This window comes from Stutzerimonas stutzeri (assembly GCF_000952685.1).
Taxonomy (GTDB): domain Bacteria; phylum Pseudomonadota; class Gammaproteobacteria; order Pseudomonadales; family Pseudomonadaceae; genus Stutzerimonas; species Stutzerimonas stutzeri_E.
In genome coordinates, this window is sequence record NZ_JYHV01000013.1 from 1 (window position 1) to 14,510 (window position 14,510).

Consider the following 14,510-nt stretch of genomic DNA (forward strand, 5'->3'; position numbering starts at 1 on the left):
CGATTCTGTTGAAAAAGTAGCTGCTTCCCCATGCCTTCGGCAAAATTGCTCTGTCAGTGAGCGTGGGGGCGAACAGCATGATGGGACAGTTACCGGGAGGGCAGCAGCGCCTGTTTTACTCGTTCAATCTGGAAGATCACGTCCCGCCCCAACACCTCCTGCGCAGCATCGACCAATGCCTGGATCTCAGTGATCTGCGCGCCTACCTGGCGGATTTCTATAGCCCCATCGGGCGTCCCTCGATTGACCCGGAATTGATGGTGCGTATGCTCGTCGTCGGCTACTGCTATGGCATTCGTTCCGAGCGTCGATTGTGCGAAGAGGTGCACCTGAACCTTGGCTATCGCTGGTTCTGCCGGCTGGGTCTGGAAGACGAAGTACCCAATCACTCGACCTTCTCGAAGAACCGACACGGCCGTTTTCGTGACAGTGGCCTGTTCCGCTGGTTGTTCAATGAGGTGCTGCGCCGCTGCATGGCGGCTGGCCTGGTCAAAGGCGAAGGCTTCGCTGTGGACGCCAGCATCATCAAGGCCGATGCTAGCCGCCAACGTGGCATGGCGGGTAATGAAGTCGATTGGAACGATCCAAAGCTCAGCAGTCGCGCCGTGCGCGAGTACCTCGAAGCCCTTGATGAAGAGGCGCTGGCTGAGGCTCTTCCTAAGAAAATTTCGCTCACCGATCCTCAGTCCCGTTGGACAGCAGCACCAGGCGGCCCGGCCTTCTTTGCCTACTCCACGAATTACCTGATCGACACTGAGCACGGTGTGATCATGGACGTGGAAGCTACCTCGGCGCACCGTACCGCCGAAGTCGATTCGACCAGGACGATGGTCGAGCGTGTCGAAGCGCAGTTCGATCTCACACCGGAACGCCTTATCGGCGATACCGCTTATGGCATCGCCCCGATGCTGGCCTGGATGGTAGAAGAAAAGGACATCGAGCCGCATGTTCCGGTGTGGGACAAGACCGAGCGCAAGGACGACAGCCTCTCCAGTAACGACTTCCACTGGAACCAGGAAGCCAATGAATATCGCTGCCCAGCCGGCAAACCACTACGCAGTGAATGGCGCGCCTTCACCCAGAAAAGATCGCGGGTGACCAAGGCCAACACCATCATTTACCGCTCCAGCCAAACCGACTGCGCCACCTGCTCGTTGAAAGCGAAGTGCTGCCCCAACACGCCGACTCGGAAGATCGTCCGCAGCATCCATGAGGCTGCCCGCGACGTGGCTCGACGTATCGCCAAGACACCGGAATACCTAGTCTCTCGCTGCGAACGAAAGAAGGTGGAAATGCTATTCGCCCACCTCAAGCGGATAATGAAACTTGATCGCTTACGGCTGCGCGGTCTGACGGGTGCGACTGATGAATTCACCCTGGCGGCGACGGTGCAGAACCTGCGCCGCATGGCCAAGCTTTTGCCTCAAGGGCCACCATTAATGGGATAGGTACGCCTGCTGCGAGCAGAAACCCTCAAATTAACCCTCAGAGCTGAGCAATGACGCTCAGCGAAACGCCGAAAGGCAACTTGAAGTGGCTTGCAGCCACTTCGACAGCCGGTACATCCGACCGCCTGGCTGCCGCTAAACCTGCTTTTTCAACAGAATCGGGCAAAAGCTGCCGTTCATGACGGACCGCTTTCGACCCGTTTCAAGAGGATCCCTGCAGGTGTGATTAGGTAGCATCAAGCGCTGTGCAGTAACCGGCTGACATCCTTTGACGGCGGTGAGCCGAACTGACGGCTGTACTCGCGGCTGAATTGCGAGGGGCTTTCGTAGCCGACGCGGTAGCAAGCGCTGGAAACGTCGAGCCCTTCGCTGATCATCAGCCGGCGCGCCTCCTGCAGGCGGAGCTGCTTCTGGTATTGCAGCGGGCTCATGGCGGTGACCGCCTTGAAGCGGTGATGCAACGTCGAATTGCCGAGATTTGCCACACGGGCAAGCTCGTCGATCCTCAGGGGTTCGGTGTAATGCTTGTTTAGCCAGTCGATCGCCCGCGTCACCCGGTGCGTCTGCGTATCACCGATCGCAATTTCGTAGAGCCGACGCCCCTGGCTACCGCGCAGCAGTCGGTAATAGAGCTCGCGCAAGGCCAGCGGCGCGAGCATGCCGATGTCCCGTGGCGTATCGAGCAGGCGCACCAGGCGCAGCATGGTGTCGAGCAACGGAGCATCGATGCGGTCGAGGAACAGGCCGCGGCTCGGCTCGTCCGGCACGCCAGCGGGCGGCGCTTCGGCGATCAGCTGGGCGATTTCAGCCGGATCGAAATCAAGCCGAATACAGATGTAAGGCGCTTCAGGGCTCGCTTCGATCACGCGTCCAGAGACGGGCAAGGTGACCGATACCACCAGATAGTTGAGGGGGTCGTAACGGTACTGTTCATCACCCAGGCCGACATCCTTGCGCCCTTGGACGATCAGGCAGAGCGCGGGTCGGTGCACGGTGTGGATGAGCTCGGACGGCGCGTCCATGCGAATGACGTGCAGCGGTGCGATGGCTGTTTCGTAGGTGCCGGGGCTGGGGATCCGCCGCGTCAGTATCCGTATCAGTTCGGCGCGGTAGGCTGCGGTGTTCTGGAGGTCGGAATCGTTGTTCGTATCCATGTGATGGCCCTCGAGAGTGGTCAAAGGTTAGCAAAGCCAATCACTGATGCCACGAATCCGTATGCCGGCGAGACGAGAGAAGCCCGGCCAAGACGCCGGGCTGGCTATTACCTGCGGTAGAGCACCATACCGGCGTGGTAGAGAACGCCATCGCGAAACTCCCCGTCCGCGGTGAAGCCCGTGTCGTCCCGGTAACGGATGTAGTCGCCTTCCACCTCGTAGCGTCCCTGATAGGCGCTCTTGCGATTCCCTCGTGCCTCGTCGTAGCGTCCGTTGGGCAGCAACTCGTGGCGAATGTATCCATCAGCGGTAATCCACATGCCGGCATAAGGGTGAGTTGCGGCAGAAGGTTGCGTGCTTTGCATGTCAGGCGCTCCATCTGCGGAGCCATCAGCCGAGGCGGCTGATGGCGGTGCGCTCTGCGCCGTCTTCGGCGACGGTCAGGGCGACCGGGGCCAGGCTCGCGGTGGAGACGATGAAGGCGCTCAGGGCGGTACCGATCAACAGTTGACTGATGTTTTTCATGGCGATGTCCTCACAAGTCGAATAGCGGGTACGGATGGCCTGTCCGGGCCGTTTGATGTCATCCGTTTCGTGAGTCCAGATTAGGGAGAGTGGCCGTTGGGCCGTTATGTCGAACGTGTCGCGCGTTTGCCTGATCCTGTATGGCGTTGCCGACGTCCCTGTCGATTCACGGCGTCACTTGCCCCATCCGGCCGGCCGCTGCTTGTGCAACTCGATCAGCCGGCTTTGACGGTCATGCCGCCGTCGGCCATGACGACCGAGCCGACCATGAAACTCGCGCGATCCGAGGCGAGAAAGGCAACGATCTCGGCAATTTCCTCAGGCTGCGCAGCACGGCCGATAGGCGCGGCTTCACCGTGCTGGGCCAGGAAACCCGGGCCGTCTTCAACGACATCGTTGAGGATGTTGGTGACCACGTCGCCAACGCCGATGGCATTGACGCGAATGCCATGCTCGATGGCTTCGAGCGCCAGCGTGCGGGTCAGTTGGGCCAGCGCGCCCTTGGACGCGGTGTAGGCGGCGATGGTCGGAAAGGCGAAGTAGGACGCATAGGAGGCGATGTTGACAATGGCCCCGGAGTTGTTGGGCATCATTGCCTTGACCGCCTCGCGGCTATGCAGGAATGCCGCGGTGGCATTGACCGCCTGGATGCGCTCCCAGTCTTCGCGGGTCATGTCGACGACCAGCTTGTTGATGATAATTCCTGCGTTATTGACCAGGATGTCCAGCCGGCCGAACTGCTCGACAGCCAGAGCGACCGCGCGCTCGGCGGCGCCGTCTTCGCTGATGTCGGCCACCAGCGGGACCAGCCCGTGACGGGAGAGATCTTCGACGGCGGGGTTCAGGTCTTCGGCAACGACCTTGGCGCCACGTGCATGCAGCAACAGGGCGATCGCCTTGCCGATGCCACTGGCGGCGCCGGTGATCAGCGCAACTTTGCCTTCGACTTCGTGAGGAATGCTGTGCGTGAAATCAGTCATGGTGCTCTCCTGCGTTGCGAGCCGAGGAGACATTCGCCGGCTCGGCGCCCGTGAGGCGCTGTCGTTATCGACAGCTTCACTGTCTCGCAATGCGCTGGGGCGGGCTTTCGCAGGTTTGCCGGGGCTGTCGGGGTTTTGCGCCGACGTAGAACATGGGTCAGCCGGCGCAGATCACGTCTTGAAACGCCAGCGCACCTGGGAATCGTCTGGCAGCGGAATGAAATCCATATCGCCCGGCACATCAGGGAAGCGCCGCGCCCGCCAGTCTTCGGCCGCTTGTTGGATGCGCTCGGGTCGGCTCGACACGAAATTCCAATAAATGTGCCGACGACCTTCCAGTGGCTCGCCACCAAGCAGCAGAAGTCGGGCGGGTCCGATGGCATGCAGCACCACTTCGCTGTCCGGGCGCAGCACGACCAGGCGATCGGCCCCGAATCGCTCCGGCTGCCCCACCACTTCGACCTCGCCACTGACGACATACAGCGCGCGCTCGATATGTTCGGCCGACAGGCGATAACGTGCGCCCGCTTGCAGTTGGAGATCGGCGTAGAACAGGTCCGAGACGGTCCGGCTGGGCGACTTGAGGCCGTCCAGCGAACCGGCCAGCAGACTCAGCGAAGCGCCGTCACCGTCGATATGCGGAATACGCTCGGCCAGCAGATGCTGGAAGCCAGGCTCGGCCTCCTCATGCGACTCGGGCAGCGCGACCCAGGCCTGGAAGCCCATGAGCCCGCCACCGCTGGCCCAGACCGGATCGCTGGATCGCTCGGAGTGGACGATGCCGCGCCCGGCCGTCATCAGGTTGATTTCCCCTGCACGCAATTGCTGAACATGCCCGGCGCTGTCGCGGTGCAGCATTTCACCTTGCAGCAGGTAGCTGATGGTCGACAAGCCAATGTGCGGATGCGCGCGGGTGTCCATGCCTTCTCCCGGCCCGAAGACCACCGGCCCGAAGCTGTCGAGAAAGATGAACGGCCCGACCATCCGCCGCTGCACGGAAGGCAGCGCACGGCGCACATCGAACCCGCCGATGTCGCGGACGTTGGGAAGAATGATTTGCTCGATGGCGCCGGTGGCGGAGGTTTGCAGGGTCATGGCCGGTCTCGTTGAATCAGTGAAGGTGAGGTCACTCTAGCCCTGCTGGCTTATCTGAAAAACCCGGATAATATGCATCAAAACGTTCGAGGGATTAGAAATGATTTCAGACCCAGGCACCCCAACGCTCGATCAACTGCGCGTGTTTCTCACCGTGGTCGATGTCGGCAGCTTTGCTGGCGCGGCGCGCAAGTTGCACCGCGCCACGTCGGTTGTGAGCTACTCCATCGCCAATCTGGAAATGCAGCTGGGCGTCAGCCTGTTTGACCGCAAAACCACCCGCAAACCGCAATTGACCGACGCCGGCCGAACGGTGCTGGCCGAAGCCCGCACCATCTATAGCGGCATCGACGGGCTGAGAGCCAAGGTCCGTGGGCTGCTGCACGGTCTGGAAGCCGAGGTGCATCTGGTGCTCGACGTGATGTTGCCCCGCGAACGGGTGGTCGATGCGCTAAAAGCCTTTCGCGAGGAATTTCCCACCGTGTCGCTGCACCTGCATATCGAAGCCCTTGGCGGGGTGACGCAACGCGTGCTCGACCGCGGCGCCACGTTAGGCGTGAGCGGACCGCTGACCGCCAGCATCGACGGCATCGAACGTATCGGCGTAGGCAAGGTGGCGCTGGTTCCGGTGGCCGCGCCCGACCACCCGCTGGCGCAACCGGGCCCGCACGCGCCGGGCGCTGGGCGCACGCACGTGCAACTGGTCCTGACCGACCGCTCCCGGCTCACCGAGGATCAGGAGTTCGCCGTGGTCGGCACGCGCACCTGGCGACTGGCGGACCTAGGCGCCAAACACATGCTGCTTCGAGAAGGCATCGGCTGGGGCAACATGCCGATCGACATGGTTCGCGATGACCTGGCCAGCGGCCGCCTCGTGCAACTCGACCTGCCCGACTGCTTCGTCGGCGACTACACCTTCGATGTCATCTACCGCACCGACACACCGCCCGGCCCGGCAGCGAACTGGTTGATAGAACGGTTCAAAGCGCAGGTATCCGAACGGGCTTTAACTATTCGATAAAGTCGAACCTAACTCTCGAAATTAGTCTTCTATTTTCGATCGTAGCGCCATGAGACATTGCCTCCATCGCGGCAACACGGCCGCTGGCACTTACTCAATGGAGGCATCTCATGGCTAAGGTTCTGGTTCTTTATTACTCGTCCTACGGGCATCTCGAAACAATGGCCAACGCCCTAGCCGAGGGCGCACGAGTGGCCGGTGCACAAGTGGACGTCAAGCGCGTCCCGGAGACGGTCCCGGAAGAAATCGCCCGCGGTGCCCACTTCAAACTGGACCAGGCCGCACCGGTTGCGACGGTCGCCGAGCTCGAACAGTACGACGCCATCATCGTCGGTACCGGCACCCGTTTCGGCCGCATCAGCAGCCAGATGGCCGCCTTCCTCGATCAGGCCGGCGGGCTTTGGGCGCGCGGTGCGCTCAATGGCAAGGTGGGCGGCGCTTTCACGGCGAGCGCCACCCAGCATGGCGGTCAGGAAACCACGCTGTTCTCGATCATCACCAACCTGCTGCACTTCGGCATGACCATCGTCGGCCTGCCGTACAGCCATCAGGGCCAGATGAGCGTTTCCGAAGTGGTGGGCGGTGCACCCTACGGCGCGACCACCGTTACCGGCGGCGACGGCTCGCGTCAGCCCAGCGATATCGAGCTGGACGGTGCCCGCCACCAGGGCGAGCTGATTGCCAAGACGGCCATCAAGCTGTTCGGCTGATCGTTCAGGGCTTGCCCTTTGGCAAGCCCTTTCTGCCCTTTCTCCTGGATACGAGCAAACACCATGACCGCCGAACAGCTGCTTCGCCTGCATTTCGAAACCTTCGTCGATGACCCTGAACGTTGGCAGACCCTGATCGCCGATGATCTGGTGTGGGAGTTGCCGTTTGCGCCCACACTCGGCCACCCGGCGCGCCTCGACGGGCGCGATCAGGTGCTCGGCCATGTCGGCTGGTTCATCGGTGCGGTGGATAACTTCCGCTTTCATGACCTACGGATTCACCCTGGCGCGAACCCGCTGGAAGCCAGCGCCGAGGTGAAAGCCGAGGGCCTGATCAAAGCGACGGAGCGCATCTACGAGCAGGACTACGTGCTGTTCGTACGCGTCGAAGACGGCAAGCTCGCGTTTATCTGCGAATACTTCGACCCGGTCCGGGCGGCCCTTGCCCTGGATGCGCCCATCCCTGCGTTGGTCAGCTGAGCGACCGAGCGGCCTTGCTCAAGGCCAAGACCGCTGCGCTAACCTATCGATGCCAGCCCTCGCCAGAGGGCTCTGTCGAGGGAACATCCTGTGCGCCAAGCCGATCCCCAAAACACCGCTTCCAGCGATGCCCAGCGCATCACGGGCGAATCGATGCTGCATTATCTGCCGGGTGCGCCGCAGGCCTCGCCGCCGCGCCCGCAGTTGCAGGACGTGGTGGTGTTGCGGTTCAGCCATCGCAGCATCGTCCAACCGATTCTGGTGCCCGCGGTGGTCGAGCCGCTTCTGGTATGGGTGCTGGAGGGCGCGGCCCGCGTCGAAGAGCGTGACCTCGGCGGGGAATGGCAAGCGTCCAGCGTCAAGGCTGGTGACTTCTTTCTCACCAATACCGCCGAGCCCTACGAGATGCGCTGGCAGACGCAAGGCTGCGACACTTTTGAAGTGATGCACTTGTACCTCGGCCTGCCGCTGATCGATCAGGCCGCGAGCGACGTGTTAGGCGAACACGCCGACCCGGTAACCTTCCTCGATATTTCCGGTGCGCAGGATGAACGGATCAGCGTGATGCTGGAGCAGCTGCGCCAAGAGCTCATCGACGAGCGCCAACCCAGCCCCTTGTTCACCCACAGTCTGGCCCAGGCGCTGGCCGTGCATCTAGTGCGCCGCTACCTAGACCCGCGCCGCGGCGCGCGGCGCAGCAATGCGCTGCAGGCCTACAAGCTGCGCCGGGTCATCGAGGCGATGAACGAGGGCCTTGCTGACGAATTCAGTCTCGTGAAGCTGGCGCAGGTCGCGGAGCTGAGCGAGTACCACTTCAGCCGGATGTTCAAGCGTGCCACCGGGCTGTCACCCTCGCAGTACTTCATTCGCTTGCGCATGAGCCGCGCCCGGAATCTGCTGCTGGAGACGGACCGCAGCATCATCGACGTCGGGTTGGAAGTCGGTTACTCGAGTCCCAGCCATTTCTCCCAGGTGTTTCGCCGCGAGGTAGGCGTCACGCCCAGCGCCTATCGCCAGGCGTGATCGCTCTCTCAATCGTTACCCCTCTGCACCGAAAGGAGCACCTCAGCTGCGCGGGGTTGCGAAGTTCAACTCCCGAAGCTGTCACCTTAATTACCTCAACCGGGCAGGCAGACAGCCCTGCCTGGAGCGGCCGTGCTAGGCTTGGTTTTGGCTGCTGCGGCGGCCGATACGAACAATTATGCATGGCCCGACTCGGCGCCTTGTTTGGAGTCCCGCATGATCGCGCGTCCGCCATCAGAGCTTCCAACCGAACTCTCCGCATTCGTCGCCACGCATTTCGCCGACCGAGGATCCAATCCGGATCGGTTGATAGCGGAATCGTGGTACCGCAGCGTCCATGAGCACGGGCTCGATCCCGCTCGATCCGCTTCTCACGTTCAGCTTGGACATCACGAGATCCGCCTGCATCAAGAAGAGCACCATGACTTTCTGGCCATTGCGAGCCAGGGCATGGAAGGGCTCTCGCGGCGCCTGAACCCAGCGGGGTTTGCGGTACTGCTCAGTGATCGCCGCGGTATCACGCTCGATGCGCGGCTGCCTGGGGAATACAGCCCCTATGCGGACTCGGGGCTGGTGGTCGGCAGTTGCTGGGACGAGTCGCTGGTAGGGACCAACGGCATCGGTACCGGGCTGGCCGCGGGCCAGCCGCTGATCATCCACCGGGACGAGCATTTTCTCAGCAGCAACGCCATGTTGAGTTGCTCGGTGGCGCCGCTGTTCGATCCTCAGGGTGCGTTGCTGGGGTGTCTCAATGCCTCCTGCCTCAACAGTGGTGGGCCGAAGCAGGCGCAGTATCTGACACTGCAGTTGGTGAGCCTGTACGCGCGACTCATCGAGAACGCCAGCTTCCGCCAGCGCTATGCCAGTTACGCAATGCTGACCTTGGGCGGTGATGTCGGCGACCTGGGCAACGAGCGGTTGTTGGCGCTCGATGCGGCGGGCCGAATTCTCGGAGCCAACCGAGCGGCTTTTGTGGCCGCCGACCAAGGGAGCGCGCTGCTGGGGGTGGCGGTTCAGGATGTCTTGTCGACGTCCCTGGATGAGCTGATAACCCTGACGCAGGGTGGCCGGCGCGCCGCGAATCTACGGCTGGCCGGCGGGCCTGCACTGGAGGTCACGCTGCGTATGCCGGCCACCGCCGCGCGGCGCGCCAGGAACGAGCGTGGCCTGAGCGTCGTTCCGGCAGAGCCGACGCTTGAACACTTGGCCGGGGAGGACTCAGGTCTGCAACGCTCCGTCCAGAAGCTGCGGCGCGTGCTCGATCGCGACATTCCGCTGTTGCTGACCGGTGAGACCGGCACCGGCAAGGAAGCCTTTGCACGGGCGATCCATCACGCCAGCGCGCGCGCCAGGGGGCCCTTCGTTGCGCTCAATTGCGCGGCGATCCCGGAGTCGCTGATCGAGAGCGAGCTGTTCGGCTATCGCGCCGGTACCTTTACAGGCGCTAGCCGTCAGGGGATGAAAGGCAAGCTGGAACAAGCCAATGGCGGGACGCTGTTCCTCGACGAGATCGGCGATATGCCGGCGCATCTGCAGACGCGGCTGCTGCGCGTGCTGGCCGAGCGGGAGCTGGTGCCGCTGGGCGCCGCAACACCGGTGTCGTTGAACGTGCAACTGGTGTGCGCGACGCATCGCGACCTGCCCACCATGGTGGCTGCGGGCGAGTTTCGTGAGGACCTCTATTACCGACTCAACGGGTTGACGGTCAGGCTGCCCGCCTTGCGCGACCGGGCGGATCGCGCGGGGCTTATCCGCCGCGTTCTGCAACGTGAGGCCGGGAATGAGTACGTCGAGCTGACCGCCGAGGCGATGGAGCGTCTGGCCGCTTATGGGTGGCCTGGCAACGTGCGCCAGCTGATCAACGTGCTGCGCTGTGCGGTCGCGTTGGCGGACGACGGGATAATCGGTCTCGATTGTCTGCCGCCGGAGATCATGTCGGTGCCTGCGGAGCGGGCACCCGTTGCGCAGTCGCTGGAGACGACCCGAGACGCTGCCGAAGCGGCCCATCTGCAAGCGACACTCGAACAGCACGGCGGCAATGTCACGTCGGCCGCTCGCTCCCTCGGCATCAACCGCGCCACCTTTTATCGCAAGCTGCACCGTTACGGTCTCACCGCGCTGCGCAAATGATGCTCGTAGGTGACTCGGTGTTTTCGGTGGATTGAAGCGGAGCGCCCCTCGGTCCACCCTAGGGTCAGGCGCTAGTCATCGCTCGATCGCATAAAAAAGAACCCCGCCGGGGCGGGGTTCTTGGTCAGCTCAAGTCACTCAGCTTTGCAGATAAACCGCGTGAGTATGGGTGTACTCGTACAGGCCGTGCTTGCCGTCGGCGCCACCGATGCCGGACTTGCGCACCCCGGCGTGAAAGCCTTGCATCGCCTCGAAGTTCTCTCGGTTGATGTAGGTTTCGCCGAAGTCCAGACCAGCCGCAGCCCTCATCGCGGTGGAGAGGTCGCGGGTATAGATCGAGGAGGTCAGGCCGTACTCGCAGTCGTTGGCCAGGGCGATGGCTTCGTCCAGGTCGTCGATGATCTGCACCGGCAGTACCGGGCCGAAGACTTCCTGGCGCATGATCTCCATGTCGTGCGAGCAGTTGGCGAGCAGCGTCGGCTGGTAGTGAAAGCCCTTGCCCAGGTCCGCCACGGCGCCGCCGGTGATCACCTGTGCGCCTTGGCTCTGTGCGGTACGCACCATCTGCTCGACCTTGCGCAGCCCGGCCTCGTTGATCAGCGGGCCCATTTCCACATCCGCTTGGGCGATGGGGTCGCCGTAGCGCGTTTCGGCCAGGGCGCCGGCGATGCGCTCGATGAACTGCTCGGCCACGCCGCGCTGCACGTAGACGCGCTCGGCGCAGTTGCAGACCTGCCCGGTGTTGATGATGCGCGAGGCGCGGATGGCGGTGATGGCGAGGTCCAGGTCGGCGTCGTTCATCACGATCGCCGGCGCCTTGCCGCCCAGCTCCAGGTTGAGCTTGGTGACGTTCTGCGCCGCGGCGGCCATGATCCGCTGGCCGGTGCCGACGCTGCCGGTAAAGCTGATCATGTCGATCTTGTCGCTGGTGGTCAGCGCGCTGCCGACGCCGGCACCGCTGCCGCAGACCACGTTGAACACACCCTTGGGCAGGTCGGTCTCGGCCACCAGCTTGGCGAATTCGAAGCAGTTGTTTGGCGTCTCCTCGCTGGGCTTGATGACGATGGTGTTGCCGGTCACCAGCGCGGGCGCCATCTTCCGGGCGATCAGGAAGAACGGGAAGTTCCACGGCAGGATGCCGGCCACCACGCCCAGCGGTTTGCGGAACAGGAAGATGTTCTCGCCCGGACGGTCGCTGGTGATGATCTCGCCCTCGATACGCCGCGCCCACTCGGCCATGTAGTCGAGGTAGTCGGCGGTGAAGTTGACTTCCACCAGCGCCAGGCTCTGGATCTTGCCGCCTTCCTCGGTGATGACGCGGGCCAGGCGCTCGGCGTTCTGGCGAATCTTGCTGGCGATGGCGCGCAGGTATCCGGCGCGTTCGATGGCCGGCTTCTGCGCCCAGCCCTTTTGCGCAGCACGGGCTGCGGCAATGGCGCGTTCGGCGGTGGCAGCGTCGGATTCCGGCACGCGGGAAAGCACCGCACCGGTGGCCGGGTTGCGCACCTCGATGAGGTTGTCACAGGCGACGAAGGCGCCGTCGATATAGTTCTGGTAGGTGATTGGATCAGTCATGTCGGTCTCCTGAGGGTCAGTTGCTGGCCGTTTTCTGGGTCGGCTGCGGCAGGTCGTTCGGGCCGTGCTCCACGCGGTCGTGGGCACGCTTGATCAGGTACTGGTGGATCTGGCCCATCTGCTCCATGTCGAACGCTTCTGCGAACGACGGCATGCCATCGGGAATGCGCGCGCCGTGGAGAATGCCGAGGAACTGCTCATGCTTTTCCGGAGCGAGCATGCGCAGGTCCGGCAGCACGCCGCCGCTGACCGCGTGGATGCCGTGGCATTGCGAGCAGTAGCCGTCGTACAGCTTGGCGCCGGCCTCGACCGTAGCCGCATCGGCAGTCAATGGCGGTGGCTTGGGTGCATCCTCACGCGGCGCGGGTTCCTGCAGTTCGGCCGTACCGCCGAGCTTGTAGGTCAGCACCTGGGCGTAGGGCTGCACACCGGCACGCAGCGAAAGGGCGCCGGCGAAGGTTGAGAAGGCGCCGCCCCAGCCGGCCATGAAGGTCACGTACTGCTCGCCGTCCACGCTGTAGGTGATGGGCGCCGCCATCACGCCGCTGGCAGCCGGTTGCTCCCAAAGCTTCTTGCCGGTGTCGGCGGCGTAGGCGATGACGCGGCCGTCGGCGCTGCCTTCGAACACCAGGTTGCCCGCGGTGCTCAGGGTGCCGCCGTTGAAGATGGTGACGTAGGGCACTTCCCAGGCTTGTTGCTGCTTGACCGGGTCCCAGGCGATCAGCTTGCCGGACCAGGTGTCGGCGTACTTGCCCAGGCCTTCCGGATCCTCGGGCATCATCCCGGTCTTCAGGCCCAGCTGGTACATGCTCTTGAACTTGTTGCGCGCCGGCGCATCCGGCACGTGCTCGTACCAGGCCGACATGATGTGCGCGGGGATGTAGACCAGCCCGGTATCTGGGCTGTAGGACATCGGGTGCCAGTCATGCGCGCCCCAGAAGCCCGGCTGGACCAGCTTGGCCTTTTTCTCGCCCTTCCAGTAGGCGGCGGCTTCGTCGTCGACGATGGGCCTGCCGGTCTTCAGATCCACACCCTTGGCCCAGTTGATCGGCACGATGTTCTCGGCAGACAGGAGTTCGCCCGTGGCGCGGTCGATGACGTAGAAGAAGCCGTTCTTCGGCGCCTGCATGAGCACCTTGCGCTGTTTTCCCTTGATCTCGAGGTCGGCCAAGATCATGTGCTGGGTCGCGGTGTAGTCCCAGGCATCGCCCGGGGTGGTCTGGTAGTGCCAGACGTACTCGCCGGTATCGGCGTTGACCGCGACGATCGACGACAGGAACAGGTTGTCGCCCTTGCCCTCGCTGCGCCAGATCGGATCCCACAGCGAGCCATTGCCGACACCGATGTAGAGTAGGTTCAGCTCCGGGTCGTAGGCGAAAGAGTCCCAGGCGGTGCCGCCACCGCCCTGTTCGACGAAGGCGCGGCCGTGCCAGGTCTTCTTGGCGATTTCCATGCCCTTGCCTTCGGCCGGCTTGTCCGGATCGCCCGGCACGGTGAAGAAGCGCCAGGCCTGATCACCGGTCTCGGCATCGTAGGCGGTGACATAGCCGCGCACGCCGAACTCAGCGCCGCCGTTGCCGATCACCACCTTGCCGTTGACCACACGTGGCGCGCCAGTGATGGAATAGCTGCGGGCCTTGTCGTAGCGGGTATCGACCGACCAGACGCGCTCGCCAGTCTTGGCATCGATGGCTTCCAGGCGGCCGTCGAGCACGCCGACGTAGACCTTGCCCTTCCACACGGCGACGCCGCGGTTGATCGCATCGCAGCAGGCCTCACCCGCGCGGGAGCGGTCGGACTTGGGGTCGTACTTCCAGATTTCCTTGCCGGTGCGTGCGTCCAGCGCATAAACGATGGAGAAGGGGCCGGTGGTGTACATCACGCCGTCGACCACGATGGGCGTGGCTTCGACGCCGCGGTCGATGTCGAGCTTGTAGCTCCAGGCCAGGCCGAGTTCGCCGACGTTGTCATCGGTGATCTTCTTCAGCGGGCTGTAGCGCTGCTCGCCGTAGTCGCGCCCATGGCTCATCCAGTTACCGGGTTCGGCGTCGGCATTGGCGATGCGTTTGCCGTCGACTTCGGCAGCGTGCAGCGGCAGGGACAGCAGGGCGGCCAAACTGGTGGCGCCAAGCAGGGTGGTGGGCCGTCGGCCCAGGTAGGGATCCAGGTGCTTCATCGCAGGCTCTCTCTTGTTATTGGTTTAGCTGCCCTGTGGGGCAGGTCTTCTCGGGAGAGCAACCGCTGTGCCAGCCGTTCCGATCTGGCTGCGGAGCCAGTGGCGACGCGGCCTTGCGCGAGCAGGGGCGGTGCGGTTGAAGCGGTCTGTCGCAACCGGGCCGTTGCACCGCTGCAGCAACTGTCGCGTTTCT

13 protein-coding genes are annotated in these 14,510 nt (G+C 63.4%); 6 read left to right on the forward strand and 7 right to left on the reverse strand.

Annotated features, from left to right (window positions below; translation table 11 throughout):
• Positions 1-77: 77 nt before the first annotated feature.
• Positions 78-1,448, forward strand: coding sequence for an IS1182 family transposase (locus UF78_RS06140; protein ID WP_045161088.1), 1,371 nt, complete (start codon positions 78-80; stop codon positions 1,446-1,448).
• A 236-nt stretch (positions 1,449-1,684) separates the two neighbouring features.
• Here the strand turns inward: UF78_RS06140 and UF78_RS06145 are convergent, their stop codons facing one another.
• The 5 genes from UF78_RS06145 to UF78_RS06160 form a co-directional block, all read right to left on the reverse strand.
• Positions 1,685-2,602, reverse strand: a complete 918-nt coding sequence (locus UF78_RS06145) for an AraC family transcriptional regulator (protein ID WP_045161180.1) — start codon at positions 2,600-2,602, stop codon at positions 1,685-1,687.
• Positions 2,603-2,709: 107 nt separating this feature from the next.
• Positions 2,710-2,967, reverse strand: coding sequence for an Atu4866 domain-containing protein (locus UF78_RS06150; RefSeq protein WP_045161181.1), 258 nt, complete (start codon positions 2,965-2,967; stop codon positions 2,710-2,712).
• Between the two features lie 25 nt (positions 2,968-2,992).
• Complete coding sequence (locus UF78_RS23175; protein WP_268988805.1) at positions 2,993-3,127, reverse strand: hypothetical protein; 135 nt, start codon at positions 3,125-3,127, stop codon at positions 2,993-2,995.
• Positions 3,128-3,342: 215 nt separating this feature from the next.
• Positions 3,343-4,107, reverse strand: coding sequence for an SDR family NAD(P)-dependent oxidoreductase (locus tag UF78_RS06155; protein WP_045161183.1), 765 nt, complete (start codon positions 4,105-4,107; stop codon positions 3,343-3,345).
• A gap of 171 nt (positions 4,108-4,278) precedes the next feature.
• Positions 4,279-5,202 carry a pirin family protein gene (locus UF78_RS06160; RefSeq protein ID WP_045161184.1) on the reverse strand — a complete coding sequence of 308 codons (924 nt, stop codon included), beginning with the start codon at positions 5,200-5,202 and terminating at the stop codon, positions 4,279-4,281.
• A gap of 100 nt (positions 5,203-5,302) precedes the next feature.
• Between UF78_RS06160 and UF78_RS06165 the strand changes: the two genes are divergently transcribed.
• The 5 genes from UF78_RS06165 to UF78_RS06185 all read left to right on the forward strand — a co-directional run bounded on the left by UF78_RS06165 (position 5,303) and on the right by UF78_RS06185 (position 10,566).
• A complete protein-coding gene (locus tag UF78_RS06165; RefSeq protein WP_045161185.1) occupies positions 5,303-6,223 on the forward strand; it encodes a LysR family transcriptional regulator in 921 nt (306 codons plus the stop codon).
• Positions 6,224-6,333: 110 nt separating this feature from the next.
• The gene (gene wrbA, locus UF78_RS06170) at positions 6,334-6,933 is read left to right on the forward strand and encodes an NAD(P)H:quinone oxidoreductase (protein ID WP_045161187.1); all 600 of its coding nucleotides are present in this window, start codon (positions 6,334-6,336) and stop codon (positions 6,931-6,933) included.
• A 63-nt stretch (positions 6,934-6,996) separates the two neighbouring features.
• On the forward strand, positions 6,997-7,413 hold the full coding sequence (locus tag UF78_RS06175) for a nuclear transport factor 2 family protein (RefSeq protein ID WP_045161188.1): 417 nt from the start codon (positions 6,997-6,999) through the stop codon (positions 7,411-7,413).
• A 153-nt stretch (positions 7,414-7,566) separates the two neighbouring features.
• On the forward strand, positions 7,567-8,436 hold the full coding sequence (locus UF78_RS06180) for an AraC family transcriptional regulator (protein WP_080890563.1): 870 nt from the start codon (positions 7,567-7,569) through the stop codon (positions 8,434-8,436).
• Between the two features lie 216 nt (positions 8,437-8,652).
• On the forward strand, positions 8,653-10,566 hold the full coding sequence (locus tag UF78_RS06185; protein WP_045161193.1) for a sigma-54-dependent Fis family transcriptional regulator: 1,914 nt from the start codon (positions 8,653-8,655) through the stop codon (positions 10,564-10,566).
• Between the two features lie 138 nt (positions 10,567-10,704).
• Here the strand turns inward: UF78_RS06185 and aldA are convergent, their stop codons facing one another.
• Together aldA and UF78_RS06195 are read right to left on the reverse strand one after the other, a co-directional pair.
• Positions 10,705-12,141 (reverse strand): aldehyde dehydrogenase, encoded by a 1,437-nt coding sequence (gene aldA / locus UF78_RS06190; RefSeq protein WP_045161194.1) that lies wholly within the window; start codon positions 12,139-12,141, stop codon positions 10,705-10,707.
• A gap of 16 nt (positions 12,142-12,157) precedes the next feature.
• A complete protein-coding gene (locus UF78_RS06195; protein WP_045161195.1) occupies positions 12,158-14,317 on the reverse strand; it encodes a PQQ-dependent dehydrogenase, methanol/ethanol family in 2,160 nt (719 codons plus the stop codon).
• Positions 14,318-14,510: the final 193 nt, after the last annotated feature.